This window comes from Streptomyces sp. NPDC004647 (genome assembly GCF_040609575.1).
Classification (GTDB): Bacteria; Actinomycetota; Actinomycetes; order Streptomycetales; family Streptomycetaceae; genus Streptomyces.
In genome coordinates this window covers 50309-71555 of sequence record NZ_JBEXKU010000015.1, presented here as the reverse complement: position 1 = coordinate 71555, position 21247 = coordinate 50309, and the positions used below count along the sequence as shown (strand labels likewise).

The window sequence follows — 21247 nt, the reverse complement described above, 5'->3', positions numbered from 1 at the left end:
TTCTTACACCGGAGACCGGGGATCGGTTCCGCACCTGAGAGAATGGGCGGCATGGCCTTTGATCGTCCGCGTGTACTCTCCGGCATCCAGCCCACCGCAGGCTCGTTCCACCTGGGGAACTACCTGGGTGCGGTTCGGCAGTGGGTGGCGCTGCAGGAGACCCACGACGCGTTCTACATGGTGGTGGACCTGCATGCGATCACCGTGCCGCAGGACCCGGCCGAACTGCGGGCCAACACCCGCCTCGCCGCCGCCCAGCTCCTCGGTGCCGGGCTGGATCCCGAGCGCTGCACGCTCTTCGTCCAGAGCCATGTGCCCGAGCACGCACAGCTCGGCTGGGTGATGAACTGCCTCACCGGCTTCGGCGAGGCCTCCCGTATGACGCAGTTCAAGGACAAGTCGTCGAAGCAGGGCTCCGACCGGACCACCGTCGGCCTCTTCACGTACCCGATCCTGCAGATCGCCGACATCCTGCTCTACCAGGCCAACTCCGTCCCCGTCGGAGAGGACCAGCGTCAGCACATCGAGCTGACCCGCGACCTCGCCGAGCGTTTCAACGGCCGGTTCGGCCACACCTTCACCATCCCCGAGCCGTACATCGTCAGGGAGACGGCCAAGATCTTCGATCTCCAGGATCCGACGATCAAGATGAGCAAGTCGGCGTCCGCGCCGAAGGGGATCATCAACCTCCTCGACGAGCCCAAGGCGTCGGCCAAGAAGATCAAGAGCGCCGTGACCGACACAGGCACCGAAATCCGCTTCGACGAGGCCGAGAAGCCCGGCGTGAGCAATCTCCTCACGATCTACTCGACCCTCACCGGCACGGGTATCGCGGAGCTCGAACAGAAGTACGTGGGCAAGGGCTACGGTGCGCTCAAGACCGACCTGGCCGAGGTCATGGTCGAGTGGGTGACCCCGTTCCGGACCCGCACGCGGGAATATCTGGACGACCCCGAGACGCTGGACTCGATCCTGGCCAAGGGCGCGGAGAAGGCCCGTTCAGTCGCCGCCGAGACCCTCGCCCAGGCCTACGACAAGGTGGGTTTCCTCCCGGCCAAGCACTGAGACGGGCCCGCGCGCGAGCCGGTCGCGAGGCCAGGGTTCCGGCCTCCGCGCGGAGAAACCCGTGGACGCTCGCCACCGGGTGGCGCACCCGCCACACTGGCATGAGCGCACCGGCAGCACGAGAGCAGCACACGAGCAGCACGAGAGCGGTACGAACGAGAAGAGCGGTACGAACGAGAATCGACAGCACGAGGACCGGCGCCAGACGGCAGCGGTATGACGAGCAGAGGAGAACGAAGTGGGGACCGTAACGCTCGGCGTTTCGATCGCGGTCCCGGAGCCATACGGCAGCACGCTCCAGGAGCGGCGCATGGGCTTCGGGGACGCAGCCGCGCGCAGCATCCCCACGCACGTCACCCTGCTCCCGCCCACAGAGGTGGACGCTTCAGCGCTCCCCGCCTTCCGCCGCCACCTCGCGGGGGTCGCCGCTGACGGACGGTGCTTCCGGATGCGGCTGGAGGGCACCGGCACCTTCCGCCCGCTCTCCCCGGTCGTCTACGTCAGGGTCGCCGAGGGCATCCCCGAGTGCACCGCCCTCCAGGAGCAGGTCCGCTCCGGACCCGTGCAGCGCGAACTGCAGTTCCCGTACCACCCCCATGTGACCGTCGCGCACGGCATCGCCGAGGAGTCCATGGACCGCGCGTTCGAGGCGCTGGCCGACTACATGGCCTGCTGGACCGCCACCGGGTTCGCGCTGCACGAGCAGAGCGAGGACGGCAGCTGGCGCAAGCTGCACGACTACCCTTTCGGTGAGGGTCTTCCGGGACCCGGCGTGCCCGCGCAGACGACCGCCCCGGTGGACGCGCCCGCCACGCACTCCCTGCGCCCCTGACCTGACCCGCTGCCGCCCGCCCACGCCCGGCCCCGCCGCGGGAGCGGCCGGCCCGGTGCGGCGGACGCCCTCGAGGCTCGCCTCCACCCTCGCAGCCCCCGGTGCTACAGACCGAGCCGACGGGCAAGATCCGGTGCGAGGACCCCGCCCGGGTCCAGTTCGGCGCGCAGCGCACGGAACTCCGCCAGCCGCGGATACATGGCCCCCAGCAACTCGGGCCGCAGCCGGAAGTCCTCGGACACGCAGATCCGACCGCCCGCGCCCGCCACCTCCTCGCCGAGCCCGTCGAGGAACTCGTCGAGTCCGGGCAGGTTCGACGGGATGTCCAGGGTCAGGGCCCAGCCTGCCATCGGGAACGACAGCCAGCCGGGGTCGCCGGTACCGAACCGTTTCAGTACGGCCAGCACCGCCGGGCACCCACGGCGCGAAACCCGGCGGATGATCCGGCGCAACGCGTCGTCCTCGTCGTAGCCGACCACCAGCCGGTACCTCACGAAGCCCGCCCGCCCGTAGATCCGGTTCCACTGCGGGACACCGTCGAGCGGGTGGAAGAAGGACCGGATTCTGCGCAGCTCGCCGGTGCGGCTGCGCGGTGCCTTGCGGTACCAGAGCTCGTTGAAAATGCCGACTGCCGTCCGTCCGGCCGCCGTCCGGCCGAGCAGTCCGTGCGGTGCGAACCGGGGGCGGGCGGGAAGCCTGCCGGGCCGGAAGGCGAGCGGCGCGCGGCGGGAGCGGGCAGGCAGCGCGTCGAGCGGTGCGTGCGCCCCCCGGGTCAGCACAGCGCGCCCCGTCGCCGTACCGCGGGCGAGCAGGTCGATCCACGCGACGGAGTAGCGGTAGCGGTGGTCGGCCGCCGTCAGCCGTCCCATCAGGTCGTCGAGGTCTTTGGCCCGCTCGGTGTCCACGGACACCAGCGAGGTCTCCACGGGCAGCAGCCGTACGGTCGCGGACCGTACGACACCGGTCAGGCCCATGCCGCCCGACGTGGCACGGAAAAGGTCGGGGGTGCCCTCGGGGGTCAGCGTCCGGACGGCGCCGTCCGGCGTGAGCAGCTCCATGGACCGCACATGCCGGGTGAAGCTCCCGTCCATGTGGTGGTTCCTGCCGTGCAGGTCGGCCTCGATCGCCCCGCCGACCGTCATGGCGCCGCTCCCGGGGACGACCGGTACGAACCAGCCGAGCGGCAGCAGCACCTCCATCAAGTGGCGCAGGCTCACGCCTCCGCCGCAGACGGCCTCCCCCTGCTCGGCGTCGATCGAACGGATCCGGTCGTGGCCGGCGGCGGAGGAAGAGACAGCGGGCATGGCCGCGACCGTATAGCCGTGAATGACCAGAATTGTTAAATTCATCACCTTACTCACCAGAAAGGGTGATTGGAGATGAGTCAGACAGCGTTTCGCGCGGGACGGGGGCGCGCGAAGGCCGATGCAGGGTAGGCGTCCGCCATGGAGTGGCTGACCAAACTGCCCGTGATCGGGCCGCAGATCGTACGACTGATGCGCACTCACGCCTGGAGGGCGTACGAGCGGTTGGACGAGGAGCACTGGACGCGCCTCGCCGCCGCCATCACCTTCACCAGTTTCGTCGCCCTCTTCCCGCTGATCACCGTCGGCGCCGCGATCGGCGCCGCCCTGCTCAGCGACCATCAGTTGCGGCAGCTCAAGGACAAGCTCGCCGACCAGGTCCCCGGCATCTCCGACCAGCTCGACATCGACGGCCTCGTCGCCAACGCCGGCACCATCGGGGTCATCGCGGGTGTGCTGCTGATCATCACGGGTGTCAGCTGGGTCGGCTCCTTGCGCGAGTGTCTGCGTGCCGTGTGGCGGAAGGAGGAGGACCCCGGCAACCCGCTGCTGCTCAAGGTCAATGACGCCGGGGTGCTGTTCGGGCTCGGTGCGGTCGGCCTCGTCGCCATGGGCGGTTCGGTCTTCGCCGGCAGCGCCCTCGGCTGGGTCGCCGACAGGATCGGTATCGCCGAGGGCGGCCCGGGCCGGGCGCTGCTCTTCCTCGCGAGTGTGGCCCTCTCCGTCCTGGCCGACTTCCTGCTGCTCGCCTATCTGCTCACCCGGCTGCCGCACGTGCACCCCGGCCGCCGCGCGGTCGTCGTCGCCGGGCTGCTCGGCGCGGTCGGCTTCGAACTGCTGAAGTTCCTGCTCAGCGGCTATCTGCAGGGCGTCGCCGCGAGGAACATGTACGGCGCCTTCGGTGTGCCGATCGCCCTCATGCTATGGATCAACTTCATGGCCAAGCTACTGCTGTACTGCGCCGCGTGGACCGCGACGCAGCACGGCGGCTCCGAGGCCTCTCCTGAGGCCAGCGCCGGGACAGGTCCCGAGGTCAGTCCTTCGAACGGCGACGCACCAGCTCCGGCAGCGGCCAACGGCGGTGCACCAGCAGCGCCGCAGCGCCCAGCGCCGCCAAAGCCCCGCCCGTGATGCCGGCGGCGGCCCACACCCCGCCCGAGTTCCGATCGGACGCCGCGACCGAGGCCTTCGCGTGGCCGCGGCCCTTGCCCTGGCCGCCGGTGGACAGCTCGTCCCCGGCGCCCTTCGGCGGGACGAGCCTGCCGACCGGTTCGGCCTTGCCCGCGGCCTTGAAGCCCCAGTCGAACAGCGCCGCCGTCTCCTTGTAGACCTCGTTGTGCTCCCCGTCCGACGGGTTCATGACGGTCACCAGCAGGACCCGGTCGCCGCGCTGCGCGACTCCGGTGAAGGTCGAACCGGCGTGCGAGGTGTAGCCGTTCTTGACGCCCGCGATGCCCTTGTACGGGTCGAGGCCGAAGTCCCCGGTCAGCAGCCGGTTGGTGTTCTGGATCGCGAACGTCTCCTGCTTAGTCTTCCCCTTCTTGCTCTTCTTCACTTCCCCGGGGAACTTCGCGGTGGCCGTCGCGCAGTACGCGCGGAAGTCCGGCTTCTGCATCCCGGAGCGGGCGAAGAGCGTCAGATCGTACGCGCTGCTGAACTGGCCCTTGGCGTCGTAGCCGTCCGGCGAGACCACATGCGTGTCCTGCGCGTTCAGCTCGATCGCGTGCCGCTGCATGTCCCGTACCGTCTTCTCCGTGCCGCCGTTCAGCGCGGACAGCACATGCACCGCGTCGTTGCCGGAGCGCAGGAAGACACCGAGCCAGAGGTCGTGGACGGAGTAGGTCTGCTTCTCCTTGATGCCGACCAGGCTGCTGCCCTCGCCCATGCCGGCCAGGTCGGACGGCTGGACCGTGTGCTTGTGGTCCTTCGGGATCCTGGGCAGAACCGTGTCCGCGAAGAGCATCTTGAGGGTGCTGGCGGGCGGAAGCCGCCAGTGCGCGTTGTGCGCCGCCAGTACGTCGCCCGACTCGGCGTCGGCCACCACCCACGAACGCCCGGTCAGCTTCTTCGGCAGCTTCGGCGCACCGGGAGCCAGCTGCACCTGGGTCCCCGCCCGGCCCAGCCGCTCGCCTCCGACCGTGGACATCTTCGCGGGCGGCCGCGGCTGCTTCTCCTTCTCATCGGCCCGGACGGCGGCGAGCGCGGGCGCGGCGGTGAGAGCGGGCAGCAGGGCCGCGGACGCGACGGTCAACGCGACACCGCGGCGCGGCAGTAGGGACAGGACACCTGAGGCAGCGGCAAGGAATGCGGGCACCTGGCGAACGTACAGGGCGGAGGGCGGCAACACCGCACCGCAGTACGGAAGCGGCGCCGCGGAACACCCCAGCGGCGGTCGCCCGGACTCTGCGGGGATACTGGAGCGTATGAAGCTCTCCCGTCCCGTGTCCTGGTTTCTGCTCGCCTTCGGGGTGTGGAGCTGGTTCATCTGGGTCACTTTCGTCAAGAATCTCTGGAAGGACGGCAGCGGACTCGCGTTCGATGATGCGGGTGACCCGACTGCGTACTTCTGGGTTCATCTGCTGCTCGCGGTGGCGTCCTTTCTTCTGGGGACGGCGATCGGCGTGATCGGGTTGCGGGGCGTACGGGCGCTGCGCCGCGAGTCGGGCGCTGATACGGGTGCCGGCGCGGGTGCGGGCGTGAGGACGAGTGCGGGCGCCGACGCCGGGGCGGGCGCCGACGCCGGTTCCGGGTCGGCCGGGTAGCGGACGGGTGGTCGAGGCAGTGGTCTTTGTGCTCGTCGCGGTGGCGGTCCTCGGGCTGCTGGCCGGTGTGCACCGCTATCTGTGGCGGCGGCTCGTACGTGATACGACGACGGCGGGCGGGTGGGGCCGGCGCGCCGGCACGATCGCAGCCGTCGCGCTGCCCTTGACCACGCTGGGCGCGCTCGTGAGCGGCCGCGCCGGGGCACCGTTCATCGTCGAACAGATCTTCGCCTGGCCCGGCTATCTGTGGCTGGCATTGGTTCTCTATCTGACGCTGGCGCTGCTGGCAGGAGAGGCCGTGCGGCCCCTGCTCCGCCGGTGGCTCGAGGCCAGAGCCGCCGGCAGGGCAGCCGCCGGGTCCGCCGCCGCGACAAGGGCTTCCCGGCCGGCTCCGTCCGATGACGCGTCCGGTGCCGGGCCCGTACTGTCCCCGGTCGCAGCCGCCGCGGCGGAGGCGCAGCCCGGTCCCGCACCCGCCTCCGGAACCCTCGCTGCCGCCGGTACGGTGCCGACCGCCACGGGCCGGAACGCTGCCGCCGCGCCGACTCCCACTGCGCTGCCGACTCCTCCTGCGCTGCCGACCACCTCTGCGACGCCGGCCGTCGCCGGAGCCGCAGCCGGTGCCGCCGGGCAGGAGACCGAAGCGGTCCTCGGCCGGAGGCTGTTCGTGGCCCGCACCGTTGCCGTCGCCGCTTCTGCCGTCGCCGCCGGGACCGTCGGGTACGGGGCGTACGGCGTGCTGGACGGGCCGGGCCTCAAGCGCGTCACCGTGCCGCTCGCCAAGTTGCCGCGAGCCGCGGACGGCTACCGGATCGCCGTCGTCAGCGATATCCACCTCGGCGCGATCCTGGGCCGTGCCCACACCGAGCGGATCGTGCACGCGATCAACCGCACCCGGCCCGACCTGGTCGCGATCGTCGGCGACCTGGTCGACGGCAGCGTCGAAGACCTGGGTCCCGCTGCCGTGCCGCTCTCCCGGCTCCGCTCGCGGCACGGGTCGTACTTCGTCACCGGCAATCACGAGTACTACTCCGGCGCGGCGGAATGGGTCGAACAGCTACGTGAACTCGGAGTCCACCCCCTGGAGAACGCGCGCGTGGAGCTGCCCGGCTTCGATCTCGCCGGGGTCAACGACATCTCCGCCGAGAAGCAGGATCCTGCCCTCGGCCCGGACTACGAGCGGGCGCTGGGTGACCGGGACCCTGCCCGCGCCTCCGTACTCCTCGCACATCAGCCGGTGATGATCCACGACGCTGCGCGGCACGGCGTGGACCTCCAGCTCTCCGGACACAGCCACGGCGGCCAGCTCTGGCCCGGCAACCATGTCGCCGCGCTGGCCAATCCGACGGTCGCGGGCCTGGAGCGTTACGGCGACACCCAGCTCTACGTCACGCGCGGCGCCGGCGCCTGGGGCCCGCCGGTACGGGTGGGTGCGGAGTCCGACATCACTGTCGTCACTCTCGCTTCAGCCCAGTCCTGACCGGCCCGACAGGATCTGACCGGCTCGACAGGATCTGACCGGCCCGACCGGCCCCGAACCGAGTTCAGAGAGACCCGTCCAGCAGGGCCGGGTTGATCCGGTGGACCACTGTCTCCAGCAGCGTCCGGTCCACCGCGGGCCACAACACCGCGCGCGCGTCCCGGTACTTCGCGGCCAGGCGGGCACGCTGCTCCTCCGGGAGGGCGGCCTGCCGGTCCGGGTGGGAGTTGTGCGCGTTGTCGGCGATCTTGACGAGGGCGGCGTCCTCGTCGGCCGCGATGGCGCGGATCATGTCCGTGTACGGCACACCCGGTCTCTTGGTCACCGCGTCGACCAGCGCCACGACGTCCGCGGGTACACCTGCCGCCCGCAGCCCCTCGAGCGTCCACTCCGTGTCCTCGACGATGTCGTGCAGCAGCCCCGCCTGCGCCAGGCGGTCGCCGACCGGGGCCAGACCGTGGGCCACGGCGCGTACATGCTCGACGTACGGCACTCCGATCCTGTCCGTCTGCCCGGCGTGGGCCTCGGCCGCGAGGGCGTCGGTCTCTGCGAGCGTCAGTCTGCGGGGGCTCCCCGGGTCGTCCACGGCATCCTCCGTCGTCTCCCGCGCCCCGTGTCCGCCCGGCAGCGCTCACCCGAGCCTGGGGCGTGTGGCAAAGGTAACGTCCCCGCGCAGCTGAAGAACGCGATCACCGGCACTGCACGCACGGCCGCTCCTGCGCCGAACGGGCGGTCCCGCCTCCCCGATACGGCGCTATATCCGTTTACGGGCCCCCGCCACCCCGGCAGCGGCGGGGAGGAACTCGGACAGCACGTCCCGGACCTCGCGGACCAGCGGCCGCAGCACCCGGTAGCGGGAGAGCGCCACCGCGCGGGCGACCAGCGGGGCCGTACGTTCCACGAGGCGGCGGCTGCGGATGCATCCGGGGGAGCGGTCGAAGACCCAGTACAGAACCAGGCCCATGTGGTACAGCCACAGCAATTGCGGCAGCATATCCGCGAGTTCCGGATCGGCTTTGATCTCGGCCCCTGCCAGCACCCGGCGCTGGATGGCGATCGAGCCGTCGCGGGCACCGCGCGACTCGTCGGAGAACGGGCTCAGGGGGCTGTCGGGGTCCGCGGCGTTCTTGAAGAACTGTTCCGCGAACTCGTGGTACGGAGCCGCCACATCGAGCCATGCGAGGAGCACCCCGCGCACCCGCCCCGCCAGATCCCGCTCCTCTTCGAGCACGCTGCGGACCGCCGCTTCGTGTTCGGCGCCGATCCGGTCGTAGAAGCCCTGGATGAGGTGCTCCTTGGAGCTGAAGTAGTAGTAGGCGTTGCCGACCGAGACCCCGGCCTCCTTGGCGATGGCCCGCATGGTGGTCTTGTCGTAGCCGCGTTCCTGGAAGAGGCGCAGGGCGGTCTCGAGAATGAGGGTCCGGGTCTGTTCGCTCTTGGGGGTCGGCGGCTGTTTCTCGGTCGGCACTGCTTCGTCCACGGTGGGGAGCCTAATCGCAGCCCGGAGCCGACCGGGGCCCGGCCCGGCCGCTGCCGGGTCCGGGGTCGGAGCCGGAACCGGAGCTGGGGCCGGGGTTGGAGCCCGGACCCGAGCCGGGCCCGTAGCCGACCGCGAGGTCCGGAGCCGGGCCCGGGGCGGCGCAACCGTCGGCGCAGGCAGCGGCGCCGGGGCCCCGGGAACGGGCGGGGGAGCGCGCCTCTCGGTACTTCGCGGCGGCCAGGACCGCCGCCCGCGCGAAGGGCGCTCCGGCCGGAGTGCTGAGCCGGTGGGACATCGGCCGGTACTCGGCCAGCGCCCAGAGGCACACCACCCATGCCGCGGACCCGCGGTAGATCTGCCCGGCGTCGCCGATGACGGTGATTTCGCGCAGGGCCGCCGCATGGTCGAGGCCGGGGAAGCGCCGGCCGGCCTCGGCGGAGCCGACGGGCATCAGGTCGAGCGGTACGAGTTGGCGCTGCCGCGCGAGCCAGTCCCGTACGAACGCGCAGAGCGAGCAGTCGGGGTCGTAGAGGACGGTCAGCCGGCGGACCGGGGCGCGGTCCGCGCCCTGGTCCGTACGGGCCCCCGCCGCGGAAGCGGTCACCGGGTCACGCTCCGGTGGCCGGCGCGGCCCAGCCCTCGGCGCCGCCCTGGCCCGTCCACCCCTGCGGAGCGACCGGCGGCACCTGCTCGCGCTCCATCACCCCACGCCGCCGGATCTTGTTGAGGACGAAGACGTTCCCCAGGTGCATGACGCCGAGGACCAGCAGCACGACCCCGATCTTGACCGACAGGGCCTCGAACAGCCCGCGTGCGTCCGCCACCGCCTCGGCGGCCTTCAGATAGAGGGCGACGAAGCCGAGGTTGATCAGGTAGAAGCCGACCACGAGCAGATGGTTGACGGCTTCGGCGAGCTTCTGGTTCCCGTGCAGCACATCGGCCAGGAAGATCCGTCCGTTGCGGCTGAGGGTGCGCGCGACCCAGATGGTGAGCGCGACGCTGATGAGCAGGTAGATGACATAGGCGATGACAGTGAGGTCCACTTCCCCACCCCTTCTTGAACGTGTTCAAAAAAGCGGTACGCCGCGACTGTAGACGTATTTTTGAACATGTTCAAGAAGGGGTGCCGTCGCGGCTTCCGCCGGGCCCGAGATCCAGGCCGGACGACGGGAGGGGGGCGGACCGACCGGGAGGGGCCGGACCGACCGGAGGGGGCCGACCGACCGGAGGGGGCGGGGCATGGCTGCTGTTCCGTGCACGCGCGCGTGCGTACCCGCCTGCCGGACGGGACTCGTGGAGACCTCATCGACTGCCGGACGGGACTCGTGGAGACCTCATCGACTGCCGGACGGGACGTGGAGACCTCATCGACGCCGTGCACGCACGCGTGCGTACCTGCATCTCTCCGGCGCCCGTTTCCGGCAGGCGTCCGGGATCGGAGAAGCTCAGAGAAGCTTGTCGAGGGTGATCGGCAGTTCCCGGATCCGACGGCCGGTGGCGTGGTGGACGGCGTTGGCGATGGCGGCGGCGACGCCCGTCAGACCGATCTCGCCGATCCCCTTCGTCCCGATGGGCGTCATGGGGTCACGCTCGCCGACGAAGACCACATCCATGTCGGGGATGTCCGCGTTGACCGGCACCAGGTAGTCGCCGAAGGTCGCGTTGGCGATGCGACCGGTGTCCGGATCGGTGACCGTCTCCTCGAACAGGGCCTGGCCGATCCCGCCGACCGTACCGCCGATGATCTGGCTGCGGGCCGTCTTCTCGTTGAGGATGCGGCCGCCGTCGATCACCGAGACGACCCGGGCGATCCGCAACTGCGCCAGGTCCGCGTCGATATGGACCTCGACGAACTTCGCGCCGAACGCCCCCGCGGGCATCGTGGCCCGGGTGGCCTTCACCGCCAAGCTGCCGATCCGCCCGAGCCGGGAGACGGCCAGCGAGCCGACGAGCTGTCCGATGTCCCCCTTCGGCATGGGCGAACTCCCCTCGCGGGTCAGCTCCTCGAGGCCGTGCCGGGCGAGGATGCCGGAGTAGGACTCGCCCCGGGTGGGGTCGGAGATCCGTACGATCCGGCCGTCCGTGACGGCGACGTCCTCCATGCGGCAGCCGTGGAGGGGCGATTCGGCATCCTTGCGGACCAGGTCGAGGAAAGCGCTCACCAGCCGTTCGCACGCGGCGTGGACCGCGCTGCCCAGGGCCCCGGTCAGTCCGGATCCGCCTGCCTGCGGCGCCTTCGGCATGGCGCTGTCCCCGAGCCCGAACCGGACGTCGTCCATCCGCAGGCCCAGCAACTCCGCGGACAGTTGGGCCATCACGGTGTACGTGCCCGTGCCGATGTCGGTTGCGGCGCTGCGCACATACGCCCTGCCGTCCCCCGAGATGGTGGCCCGGGCCGTGCACTTGGCCTGGTAGTGGGCGAACGTGACCCCGGCCATCCCGTAGCCGATGAGCCGGCGGCCCTCGCGCATCGAGCCGGGCCGCGGGTCGCGCGCCGCCCAGCCGAACCGCTCGGCGCCCACCTCGTAGCACTCCCGCAGCGCCTTGCTCGACCAAGCGAGCCCTGTCTGCGGCTGGAACGCCGCGTAGTTGAGTAGCCGCAGCTCCACCGGGTCCAGCTCCAGCCGGTGAGCAAGCTCGTCGAGAGCGGATTCGAGGGCGAAGTTGCCCTGTGCCTCGCCGGGGGCGCGCATGGAGCCGGGGCAGGGGATGTGGAGTTTCACCTGCCGGTCCCGGGTGGAGACGTTGGGGCACGCGTACCCCCAGGCGGTGCCCAGGGTGACGGGCTCCAGATTGGAGTCCTCCATGGCCACGGTCGTCGTGCTCTCATGGTCGATCGCCGTCAGCCTGCCGTCGCGCGTGGCGCCGAGCTTGATCTCCTGGACACTGCCCGGCCGGTGCCCGATACCGGTGAACATCTGCGGGCGGGTCAGCACCAGCTTGACCGGGCGGCTCACCATGCGTGCGGCCAGCGCGGCGAGGACAACGTGCGGCCATGTGCGCAGTCCCGCGCCGAACCCGCCGCCCACGTACGGCGCCAGGACCCGCACGCCGTCCTTGGGCACCTTGAAGGCAGCCGCCAGGGAGTTGCGCACGTTGTACGGCCACTGCGTGGCGTCGTGCACGGTGAGCCGGTCCCCGTCCCACATGGCCACGGTCGCGAACGGCCCCAGCGGGTTGTTCGTGTTCTCCGCCGTCCGGTAGGCGGCTCTGAGCCTGACCCCGGCTTCCGCCAGACCGTCGGGCACGCTGCCGCGCTTCATGTCGAGCATGAAGGGGTTGTTCTTCGGCACGGCACGCGGGTCCTCCACGCCGAGGAGCGGGTCGCCCGGATCGTAGGAGAGGTGCACCAAACGGGCCGCGTACGTGGCCTGTTCGAACGTCTCGGCCACCACTACGGCCGCGTACTGCCCGTAGTGCAGGACCCGGTCGTCCTGCAGCGGCGGCGGAGGTTCGGGCCCCAGCACGGTGCGCCCGCCCGGGGCCAGTACGGGGGCGTTGAGATGCGTGATCACGGCCAGTACGCCGGGTGCGGCCTCGGCCTCGGCGCTGTCGACGACGGTGATCCGCCCGGCCGCGACGGTCGTCGTGACGAGCACGGCGTGCGCGAGGCGCGGGAAGTCGAAGTCGGAGGGGTACGGGGCCGCTCCGGTGACCTTCAGCGGGCCGTCGACCCGGTCGGCACCCGGTCCGACGATCCCTGCCGCGGAAGCCTTCCGATCCTCGACGCTCGTCATGAGTCCGGCCCCCCGGGGCCGGTCTCCGCCAGGTCCTCCAGGATCCGCACCACGGTTCGCCGGGCGAGCTCCACCTTGAACGCGGTGCCGGCCACCGGGTCGGCGCCCTCGAGCGCCGTCCGCGCCGCGGCCCGGAAGGCATCGCTGGTGGCCGGTCCGCCGCGCAGCACGTCCTCGGCCGACCGGGCTCTCCACGGCTTGGTACCGACCCCGCCGAGCGCGAGCCGGACCTCCCGGACCGTCCCGTCCTCGACCACCAGCGCGGCGGCGGCCGAGGTGAGCGCGAATTCGTAGCTCGCGCGGTCACGGACCTTGAGATAGGCCGAGCGCGCGGCGGGCGGCAGCAGGGGGATCTCCACCGCGGTGATCAGCTCGCCCCGGCCGAGGACGTTCTCGACGTCCGGGGTGTCACCCGGCTCGAGGTAGAACGCGGACAGGGGCACGGCGCGCTCCCCGTCGGCGCCCCGGATGTGCACCACGGCGTCCAGGGCGACCAGCGGCACGGCCAGGTCCGAGGCGTGCACGGCGATGCAGTGCTCGCTGACGCCGAGGATCGCGTGCATCCGGGCGGCGCCGGTGATGGCCGCGCAGCCGGAGCCGCGTCGGCGCTTGTTGCACGCGGGCACCGCTGGGTCCCGGAAGTAGCGGCAGCGGGTGCGCTGCAACAGGTTTCCGCCGATGGTGGCCATGTTCCGCAGTTGCGTGGACGCGCCGTACAGCAGGGCCTGGCGCACCAGCGGCAGCCGCTCACGGACGACGGGATCCGCGGCCAGCTGCTCCATCGTGGTCAGCGCGCCCACGTGCAGCGCCTCGTCCGAACCCGTGATGCCGCCCAGCGGGAGCCGGGTGATGTCGACCAGCAGCTCGGGGCCGAGGACCCCGTCCTTCATGAGATCGAGCTGGGTGGTTCCCCCGGCGAGGAAGGAGGCGGCGGGGTCGGTCGTCACGGCCGCGATCGCGGTGCCGGTGTCCGGGGCCCGCAGGTACTCAAACGCGCGCACGGCCGTCACCGGTCCCCGCGACCTCGCGGACCGCCGCCACGATGTTCGGATACGCGCCGCAGCGGCAGATGTTGCCGCTCATGAACTCCCGGATCTCCTCGTCGGATCCGGCCCGCCCCTCCTGGAGCAGACACACCGCCGACATGACCTGGCCCGGAGTGCAGAAGCCGCACTGGAGGGCGTCATGGCGGACGAAGGCCTCCTGCATCGCATGCAGGGTTCCGTCGTGCGCCAGGCCCTCGATGGTCGTCACCTCGCGGCCCTCGCACTGGGCGGCCAGCGTCAGACAGGACACCACCCGCCTGCCGTCGACCATGACGGTGCACGCACCGCACGCCCCCTGGTCGCACCCTTTCTTGGTGCCGGTCAGACCGAGCCGGTCACGCAGCGCGTCCAGTAGCGTCGACCGGGCGTCCAGCTCCAGTTCGTGATCGGCTCCGTTGACCCGGAGGGTCACAGCGACCTGCGTACGACGGGTGGTTCGCTCCATATGCTCACTCTGCCCTCGGGGGCTCGAGCACGCGACTCGGCGGACGCCTCCCCACAACGCTCGAACCCCGCCCCCCTGGAGGTGGGGGCGGGGTTCTCGAGCGGAACAGCCGGAGGTCAGAAGCGGCGCGTGATCAGCGCTCGCTTCACCTCCTGGATGGCCTTCGTCACCTCGATGCCGCGCGGGCAGGCGTCAGTGCAGTTGAAGGTGGTGCGGCAGCGCCAGACGCCGTCCTTGTCGTTCAGGATCTCCAGACGCTGCTCACCGCCCTCGTCGCGCGAGTCGAAGATGAAGCGGTGCGCGTTGACGATCGCCGCCGGGCCGAAGTACTGGCCGTCGTTCCAGAACACCGGGCACGAGGTCGTGCACGCGGCGCACAGGATGCACTTGGTGGTGTCGTCGAAGCGCTCGCGGTCCTCCGCGGACTGCAGCCGCTCGCGCGTCGGCTCGTTCCCCGAGGTGATGAGGAAGGGCATGACATCGCGGTACGCCTGGAAGAACGGCTCCATGTCGACCACGAGGTCCTTGAGGACCGTCAGGCCCTTTATCGCCTCGACCGTGATCGGCTTCTCCGGGCTGATGTCCTTGATCAGCGTCTTGCACGCCAGCCGGTTACGGCCGTTGATCCGCATCGCGTCGGAACCGCAGATGCCGTGCGCGCAGGAGCGCCGGAAGGTCAGCGTGCCGTCCAGGTCCCACTTGATCTTGTGGAGGGCGTCGAGCACGCGCTCCTTCGGGTCGATCTCGACCTCGAAGTCCTCCCAGACCGGCTCGGCCGAGACCTCCGGGTTGAACCGGCGGATCCGGAAGGTGACCGTGATGTACGGGGAGTCGCCCGTCCCGGTCGCGTCCGGGCCGGACGCGTGCTTCTCGAGCGTTGGGGTGCTCATCAGTACTTACGCTCCATCGGCTGGTAGCGGGTCTGGACGACCGGCTTGTAGTCGAGTCGGATGGACTCGACGCCGTCGTCACCCACCTCGCGGTACGCCATGCTGTGGCGCATGAAGTTGACGTCGTCGCGGTTCGGATAGTCCTCGCGGTAGTGACCGCCGCGGGACTCCTTCCGGGCGAGCGCGGACACGGCCAGGACCTCGGCCAGGTCGAGCAGGTTGCCCAGCTCGATGGCCTCCAGCAGATCGGTGTTGAACCGCCGGCCCTTGTCCTGGACGCTGACGTTCCGGTAGCGCTCGCGCAGGGCGGCGATGTCCGCGACGGCGGTCTTCAGGGTCTGCTCGGTACGGAACACCATGGCGTTGGCGTCCATCGTCTCCTGCAGCGCCTTGCGGATCTCGGTGACCCGCTCGGTGCCGGTGGCGTCGCGCAGGTTCTCGACCTGCTCCGTCACCCAGTGCGTCGGGTTCTCGGGCAGCTCGACGAAGTCGTGCTTCGCGGCGTACTCGGCGGCCGCGATACCGGCCCGGCGACCGAAGACGTTGATGTCCAGCAGCGAGTTGGTGCCCAGCCGGTTCGCGCCGTGCACGGACACGCAGGCGACCTCGCCGGCCGCGTACAGGCCCGGAACGACGGTGTCGTTGTCGGCCAGCACCTCGCCCTGGACGTTGGTCGGGATGCCGCCCATCGCGTAGTGCGCGGTCGGCTGGATCGGGATCGGGTCGGTGTACGGCTCGATGCCCAGGTACGTCCGCGCGAACTCGGTGATGTCCGGCAGCTTGGCGTCCAGCTGCTCCGGCGGAAGGTGGGTCAGGTCCAGGAAGACGTGGTCACCCTCGGGACCGCAGCCGCGGCCCTCGCGGATCTCCGTGTAAATGGAGCGGGAGACGACATCGCGCGAGGCGAGGTCCTTCATGACGGGCGCGTACTTCTCCATGAAGCGCTCGCCGTCCTTGTTGCGAAGAATGCCGCCCTCGCCGCGGGCGCCCTCGGTGAGGAGGATGCCCATGCGCCAGATGCCGGTCGGGTGGAACTGGAAGAACTCCATGTCCTCCAGCGGCAGACCGCGCCGGTAGGCGACCGCCTGGCCGTCACCGGTCAGGGTGTGCGCGTTGGAGGTCACCTTGTAGAACTTGCCGGTGCCGCCCGAAGCGAAGATCACGGACTTCGCCTGGAAGACGTGGATCTCGCCGGTCGCCAGCTCGTACGCGACGACGCCCGCGGTGCGCTTGATCCCGTCGATCTCCTGGAGCAGCAGGTCCAGCACGTAGAACTCGTTGAAGAACTCCACGCCCTCCTTGACGCAGTTCTGGTACAGCGTCTGGAGGATCATGTGGCCGGTGCGGTCCGAGGCGTAGCACGACCGGCGGACCGGGGCCTCGCCGTGGTTACGGCTGTGACCGCCGAAGCGGCGCTGGTCGATGGTCCCGCCCGGCGTCCGGTTGAACGGCAGGCCCATCTTCTCCAGGTCGAGGACCGAGTCGATGGCCTCCTTCGCCAGGATCTCGGCGGCGTCCTGGTCGACCAGGTAGTCGCCGCCCTTGATCGTGTCGAAGGTGTGCCACTCCCAGTTGTCCTCCTCGACGTTCGCGAGGGCGGCGGCCATGCCGCCCTGGGCGGCGCCGGTGTGGGAGCGGGTCGGGTACAGCTTGGTCAGCACGGCGGTACGGCTGCGCTTCGTCGACTCGATGGCCGCGCGCATCCCGGCGCCGCCTGCGCCGACGATCACGGTGTCGTACTTGTGAATCTTCATGTCTCGCGTCAGCCCCGGGCTCTAGCGGATGTTCGGGTCGAAGGTGAAGATCACCAGCGTGCCCAGAAGGACGGTGAACACCGTGGCGGTGTACAGCAGCATCTTCAGCCAGAAGCGCGTGTTGTCCCGCTCGGCGTAGTCGTTGATGATCGTCCGCAGGCCGTTGGCGCCATGGAGCATGGCGAGCCAGAGCATGACCAGGTCCCAGGTCTGCCAGAACGGCGAGGCCCAGCGGCCCGCCACGAAGGCGAAGCCGATCTTGCTGACGCCGCCGTCCAGCACGAGCTGGATGAGCAGGTGGCCGATGACGAGGACGACGAGCACGATGCCGGACAGTCGCATGAACAGCCAGCCGTACAGCTCGAAGTTCGTCCGGGTCGTCTTCGGCGTCCGGCCGGTACGGGCGCGCGGCGCCTCTATGACCGGGGCCGGGTTGTCCGGGCTGTAGCCGGAGCCGGAGTCCGCCAGCTCGACGGAGCCGGTCGAAGGGGTATCAGTGGCCATGGTTCTCAGCTCCCGAACACTTCGCGCGCGGCGTGGCCGAGGATGGGGTAGAGCGCCCCGGCCATCAGCACGATCCAGATGCCCATAACGGTCCACAGCAGCTGCTTCTGGTAGCGGGCGCCCTTGGACCAGAAGTCCACGGCGACGACGCGCAGGCCATTGAGAGCGTGGAAGAGGATGGCGGCGACCAGGCCGTATTCCATCAGGGCGACTACGGGCGTCTTGTACAGCGCGATGGTGTCGTCGTACGTCTCCGGGGAGACGCGGACGAGAGCGGTGTCGAGAACGTGGACGAACAGGAAGAAGAAAATGAGGACACCGGTGACTCGATGAGCCACCCATGACCACATGCCTTCCCGGCCGCGGTACAGCGTTCCAGCCGGCACGGAAAACCCTCCGAGAGCGGGGATTGGGGCCAGCCGCCAGCTTCTACAGTCCAAAAGATGCACTGTCGGTCGGGCCCGGCCGGGTTAGGTCCACCGGCCCTCGCCATCGTAGCGACGGGTTGTCGGTTCACTCCCCCGGGGGCCCTTAGGTGTGATCAAAGAGGCACGTACGGGCTATCAGGCGGTTCGGAAAGGGGCTGATTCCGGATGCCCCGCCACAAGGTGCGTCAGCCGCGCGCGGGCGATCCGGCGCAGCTCGTCCGCGCTCACGGAGCGCTCCTCGTCGACCTCGTGGCCGAGCCGGGCGCGGATCCCCGCGAGGACGTGATCGAGAACCTCGTCGGAGCGCAGCCCGTCCAGACAGATCACGAAGACATGGCCGAAACGGCTCTCGTACGCGGCGTGGGCGGCGCGCAGCGCGGTGTGGGCGGCGAGAGATCCGGGGCCGCGGGCGCCGGAGTGGGGCTGGTGGCCGGCAGACTCGTCGGCCAGCGCTTCGGCGAGGTCCGCCGGGGTCAGGTCGTAACTCGCCTCGTCCGCCGCGGCGAGCAGCGCACCGAGATCGGGATAGGGGCGGTGGCCGGACAGACGGAGCGCCCAGCGGCGGCTGCCGCAGCAGGCGAGCAGGGCGGCCTCGGCGGCTCCGGGCGACGCGGCGTTGAAGCGGTCCAGCCCGGAAGCGGCGGTGGCTGCGGACGGGTGGGTGCGGATCTGTCCGGGATCGGCTCGGTCACCCCTGGTCGCAGGGATGGTGGGCTCTCGGTGCTCTCGGTGCTCTCGGTGCTCTCGGTGCTCTCGGGGCCCCCGGGACTTCCGCGGCGGAACGGCCGGAGTGTCGCTGGACGGCATGGTCTCCTCAGGGAGTCCCCTGCGCGGCGGCCCAGAGGACGGGGAGGCGGAACGGGAGGTGTGGCGCGACCGTATCGACGCAACCAGGCCCAGGTCCGGTGGCCACATGGAATTCACCCGGACGAGATCGAATACTCGCGAGTAGTGGACGAAAAGGCGAACCAGAGGACGTACCTTCGTCCTTAATTGGGAGGTTTTGCATCGATGCTGCATTCGCGTGGACCGGCAGGGGCGCGGACCGGATTTCTCGGGCGGACGGCCGTCTGGGGCGTCGCCGTGCTCATGGCGGTGGCGCTCGGCGGATGCTCGGGCGGTGACGGCGGCGGCAGGAAGTCCGACGGCACCCGCTCGCCCTCCGAACGCTCCCCCACCTCGTACCCGCCGCCCTCCCCGCCCCGCACCATCCCCTCCGTCCGCAGTTACGAGCCCGGCAACGGCCCCGGCTGGCGGCCCGGCAACGGCAGCCGCGTCGTCGCGGACCCGGACGGCTCGCTCGCCGACGAGGCCCGCATGCTCGCCCGCGAACTCAAGGTGACGTACGCCCCCGGCCCCGCCCGCAAGGGGGATGTGGAGCTGGCGCTCCGGCCCGGGCAGAGCGGCGGCGGCGAGGCGTACCACCTCACCACCCGCGACGGACGGGTCCGGATCACCGGCGCCGGCGACGCGGGCGTCTTCTACGGCACCCGCACCGTCGTCCAGGCGCTGCGCTCGGGCGGCCAGGTTCCCGAGGGCGTCATCGAGGACCGGCCCGACCGGCCGCAGCGCGGGCTGAACCTCGACATCGCGCGCAAGCACTTCACCCCGGAGTGGATCGAGGCCCGGCTGCACCGGATGGCCGACCTCAAGCTCAACCAGCTCGGCCTGCACTTCTCCGACGACCAGGGCTTCCGTGTGGAGAGCGACTCCCACCCCGAGATCGTCTCCGAGGACCACCTCACCAAGGCCCAGCTGCAGCGCATCCTGGATCTCGCCGCCCGGCTGCACATCACCGTCATCCCCGAGATCGACTCGCCCGGACATCTGGGTGCCGTGCTGCGGGCCCACCCCGACCTGCAACTGGTGAGCGCGCGCGGAGTCCCGGCGCGCGGCGCCATCGACATCGGAAAGCCGGGGTCCGCCCGGATCGTCGACGATCTGCTGCGCGAGTTCTCCGGAGTCTTCCCGGGGCAGTACTTCCACCTCGGCGCGGACGAGTACAGCGCGCTCATCGCCGAGAACCCCGAGGCGTCCTACCCCGCACTCGCCGCGCAGGCACAGCAGAAGTACGGCTCGAACGGACGGATCCGGGACCTGGCCACGGACTGGCTGAACGACCGTGCAGCCGTGGTGCGCAAGGCGGACAAGCAGCCCAAGGCCTGGAACGACGGCTTCTTCAGCGGCGGTGTCGTGGCCCCGGACAAGGGCATCGAGGTCGAGTACTGGACGGGTAAGGAGGACGGGGCGCGGCCGCCGGCGCAGTACCTGGAGGAGGGCCGTACGGTCGTCAACCTCAACGACGAGTACCTCTACTACGTCCTCGGCGAGCCGAACCAGTTCGTCTATCCGACGGGTGAGCGGATCTACAAGGAGTGGACTCCGGCGGTGCTGCGCGGGAGCCAGGCGGTGACGTCGTCGCCGACCGGCCCCGACAAGGTGCCGGGCGCACGCTTCGCTGTCTGGTCCGACATCGCGACCGCGCAGACCGAGGCACAGGTGGCCCGCGGTATCCGGCTGCCGCTGTTCGCGATCGCCCAGAAGCTGTGGGATCCGCGCCGTCCTCCGCTGAGCTGGCCTGCCTTCGTCAAGCTCGCGGACCGGCTGGAGACGCCCCGGTAGACCGTGGATCCGGGGGCCGGCGGCCCGGCCGGCCCCCTGATCCACCGGCAGGCGGCGGGGGTTGGCGGCTGCTTCCGGTAACGGCGCATCAGCAGCAGCTGTACCGGCATCAGTATCGGTCGGCACTGCAACCATCAAGGCCTCAGACCTGTCTATACCGGTACCAATCATGTCCCCAACACCAGCAGACCGGGGGGACGACATGAATACTCGCCATCGCCTTGCGGCCGGAGCCGCAGCCGGCGCACTACTCCTCACCGGAACCGCCGCGACGGTTCCCGCCTCAGCCTCCGCCCCGTCGGGGGTCACCGCAGAGCAGCAGGGCATCAGCCTGGTGGTCAACGCCAGGACAGGGATCCACCCGTCGTTCGACCGGTTCGTCGTCGACGTGAAGGGTCCACTGCCGCCGATATCCGTCAAACGCGTCAAGGCACTCCACTACGACGGCTCCGGAGCGAAGGTCCCGCTTCCCGGAAAGTACTTCCTGGAGATCAAGCTCTCGCCCGCCGCCGCCCACAACGAAGCCGGGAAGCCCGTCTACAAGGGGCCGCGCCTGGTCGAACCGAACATGCCGAAGATCAAGGGGGTGGCCCTCACCGGTGACTTCGAAGGCGTGGTCACGTTCGGCCTCGCGTTCAAGGACAGGCCCGGCTACAGCACGATGAAGCTGCACAAACCGGAGCGCTTCGTCCTCGACATCCGGCGCTGACCCCCGCTCCGGAACAAAGGACGGCCGGGGTCGCCACCCCCCACAGGAGAGACCCCGGCCGTCGTCGGTGAGGGCCTGCGAGAGGCCCGTACTCCCCTCAGCGTCGCCGACGCGTTTTCTGTCACACGCGCGCGACGACCGCGCGTCACGCCGCCCTCGCACCGAGGGGGACGTGGACGCGGAAGCGCA

At 70.4% G+C, this 21247-nt stretch carries 21 protein-coding genes; 7 read left to right on the top strand and 14 right to left on the bottom strand.

The window, feature by feature from the left end:
* Positions 1 to 51 precede the first annotated feature (51 nt).
* Entirely contained in the window at positions 52 to 1065 is a 1014-nt protein-coding gene (trpS, locus tag ABZW18_RS09365) for a tryptophan--tRNA ligase (protein ID WP_356184369.1), read from the top strand.
* A gap of 238 nt (positions 1066 to 1303) precedes the next feature.
* Positions 1304 to 1897 carry a 2'-5' RNA ligase family protein gene (locus tag ABZW18_RS09360; protein ID WP_356184366.1) on the top strand — a complete coding sequence of 198 codons (594 nt, stop codon included), beginning with the start codon at positions 1304 to 1306 and terminating at the stop codon, positions 1895 to 1897.
* 104 nt (positions 1898 to 2001) lie between these two features.
* Here the strand turns inward: ABZW18_RS09360 and ABZW18_RS09355 are convergent, their stop codons facing one another.
* Positions 2002 to 3201: an FAD-binding oxidoreductase gene (locus ABZW18_RS09355; RefSeq protein WP_356184364.1), complete on the bottom strand. Its 1200-nt coding sequence runs from the start codon at positions 3199 to 3201 to the stop codon at positions 2002 to 2004.
* A gap of 141 nt (positions 3202 to 3342) precedes the next feature.
* Between ABZW18_RS09355 and ABZW18_RS09350 the strand changes: the two genes are divergently transcribed.
* Complete coding sequence (locus ABZW18_RS09350; RefSeq protein ID WP_356184361.1) at positions 3343 to 4332, top strand: YihY/virulence factor BrkB family protein; 990 nt, start codon at positions 3343 to 3345, stop codon at positions 4330 to 4332.
* Here the strand turns inward: ABZW18_RS09350 and ABZW18_RS09345 are convergent.
* Positions 4235 to 5686 carry a D-alanyl-D-alanine carboxypeptidase gene (locus ABZW18_RS09345; RefSeq protein WP_356184359.1) on the bottom strand — a complete coding sequence of 484 codons (1452 nt, stop codon included), beginning with the start codon at positions 5684 to 5686 and terminating at the stop codon, positions 4235 to 4237. The genes ABZW18_RS09350 and ABZW18_RS09345 overlap by 98 nt on opposite strands.
* On the opposite strand from ABZW18_RS09345, the gene ABZW18_RS09340 reads away from it, so the two are divergent.
* Together ABZW18_RS09340 and ABZW18_RS09335 are read left to right on the top strand one after the other, a co-directional pair.
* The gene (locus ABZW18_RS09340) at positions 5625 to 5963 is read left to right on the top strand and encodes a hypothetical protein (protein WP_356184357.1); all 339 of its coding nucleotides are present in this window, start codon (positions 5625 to 5627) and stop codon (positions 5961 to 5963) included. The two genes, ABZW18_RS09345 and ABZW18_RS09340, sit on opposite strands and share 62 nt — an antisense overlap.
* Positions 5964 to 5970: 7 nt before the next feature.
* Positions 5971 to 7443, top strand: a complete 1473-nt coding sequence (locus ABZW18_RS09335) for a metallophosphoesterase (protein ID WP_356184355.1) — start codon at positions 5971 to 5973, stop codon at positions 7441 to 7443.
* Between the two features lie 64 nt (positions 7444 to 7507).
* Here the strand turns inward: ABZW18_RS09335 and ABZW18_RS09330 are convergent, their stop codons facing one another.
* The 12 genes from ABZW18_RS09330 to ABZW18_RS09275 all read right to left on the bottom strand — a co-directional run bounded on the left by ABZW18_RS09330 (position 7508) and on the right by ABZW18_RS09275 (position 18534).
* Positions 7508 to 8029 carry an HD domain-containing protein gene (locus ABZW18_RS09330; RefSeq protein ID WP_356184352.1) on the bottom strand — a complete coding sequence of 174 codons (522 nt, stop codon included), beginning with the start codon at positions 8027 to 8029 and terminating at the stop codon, positions 7508 to 7510.
* A 168-nt stretch (positions 8030 to 8197) separates the two neighbouring features.
* Positions 8198 to 8923 (bottom strand): TetR family transcriptional regulator, encoded by a 726-nt coding sequence (locus ABZW18_RS09325; RefSeq protein ID WP_356184349.1) that lies wholly within the window; start codon positions 8921 to 8923, stop codon positions 8198 to 8200.
* Positions 8924 to 8933: 10 nt separating this feature from the next.
* A complete protein-coding gene (locus tag ABZW18_RS09320; RefSeq protein ID WP_356184347.1) occupies positions 8934 to 9527 on the bottom strand; it encodes a DCC1-like thiol-disulfide oxidoreductase family protein in 594 nt (197 codons plus the stop codon).
* A 4-nt stretch (positions 9528 to 9531) separates the two neighbouring features.
* Entirely contained in the window at positions 9532 to 9966 is a 435-nt protein-coding gene (locus ABZW18_RS09315) for a hypothetical protein (protein ID WP_356184345.1), read from the bottom strand.
* Positions 9967 to 10368: 402 nt separating this feature from the next.
* Complete coding sequence (locus ABZW18_RS09310; protein ID WP_356184343.1) at positions 10369 to 12660, bottom strand: xanthine dehydrogenase family protein molybdopterin-binding subunit; 2292 nt, start codon at positions 12658 to 12660, stop codon at positions 10369 to 10371.
* Positions 12657 to 13661 (bottom strand): xanthine dehydrogenase family protein subunit M, encoded by a 1005-nt coding sequence (locus tag ABZW18_RS09305; protein ID WP_356184340.1) that lies wholly within the window; start codon positions 13659 to 13661, stop codon positions 12657 to 12659. Before ABZW18_RS09305 ends, ABZW18_RS09310 begins: the two co-directional genes overlap by 4 nt.
* The gene (locus tag ABZW18_RS09300; protein ID WP_356184337.1) at positions 13648 to 14151 is read right to left on the bottom strand and encodes a (2Fe-2S)-binding protein; all 504 of its coding nucleotides are present in this window, start codon (positions 14149 to 14151) and stop codon (positions 13648 to 13650) included. The genes ABZW18_RS09305 and ABZW18_RS09300 overlap by 14 nt, the downstream gene beginning before the upstream one ends.
* A gap of 116 nt (positions 14152 to 14267) precedes the next feature.
* On the bottom strand, positions 14268 to 15041 hold the full coding sequence (locus tag ABZW18_RS09295; RefSeq protein WP_356184335.1) for a succinate dehydrogenase iron-sulfur subunit: 774 nt from the start codon (positions 15039 to 15041) through the stop codon (positions 14268 to 14270).
* Complete coding sequence (sdhA, locus tag ABZW18_RS09290; protein ID WP_356184332.1) at positions 15041 to 16795, bottom strand: succinate dehydrogenase flavoprotein subunit; 1755 nt, start codon at positions 16793 to 16795, stop codon at positions 15041 to 15043. Before sdhA ends, ABZW18_RS09295 begins: the two co-directional genes overlap by 1 nt.
* Before the next feature lie 21 nt (positions 16796 to 16816).
* A complete protein-coding gene (locus ABZW18_RS09285; RefSeq protein ID WP_356184331.1) occupies positions 16817 to 17299 on the bottom strand; it encodes a succinate dehydrogenase hydrophobic membrane anchor subunit in 483 nt (160 codons plus the stop codon).
* Between the two features lie 5 nt (positions 17300 to 17304).
* Positions 17305 to 17685: a succinate dehydrogenase, cytochrome b556 subunit gene (sdhC, locus tag ABZW18_RS09280; protein WP_356184328.1), complete on the bottom strand. Its 381-nt coding sequence runs from the start codon at positions 17683 to 17685 to the stop codon at positions 17305 to 17307.
* Positions 17686 to 17862: 177 nt separating this feature from the next.
* A complete protein-coding gene (locus ABZW18_RS09275; protein WP_356184325.1) occupies positions 17863 to 18534 on the bottom strand; it encodes a 2-oxo-4-hydroxy-4-carboxy-5-ureidoimidazoline decarboxylase in 672 nt (223 codons plus the stop codon).
* A 282-nt stretch (positions 18535 to 18816) separates the two neighbouring features.
* Here ABZW18_RS09275 and ABZW18_RS09270 point away from each other — a divergent pair, with 282 nt between their 5' ends.
* Both ABZW18_RS09270 and ABZW18_RS09265 read left to right on the top strand, forming a co-directional pair.
* Positions 18817 to 20349 carry a glycoside hydrolase family 20 protein gene (locus ABZW18_RS09270; RefSeq protein WP_356184486.1) on the top strand — a complete coding sequence of 511 codons (1533 nt, stop codon included), beginning with the start codon at positions 18817 to 18819 and terminating at the stop codon, positions 20347 to 20349.
* A gap of 202 nt (positions 20350 to 20551) precedes the next feature.
* Positions 20552 to 21058: a hypothetical protein gene (locus ABZW18_RS09265; RefSeq protein WP_356184323.1), complete on the top strand. Its 507-nt coding sequence runs from the start codon at positions 20552 to 20554 to the stop codon at positions 21056 to 21058.
* The last annotated feature ends 189 nt before the right edge of the window (positions 21059 to 21247 follow it).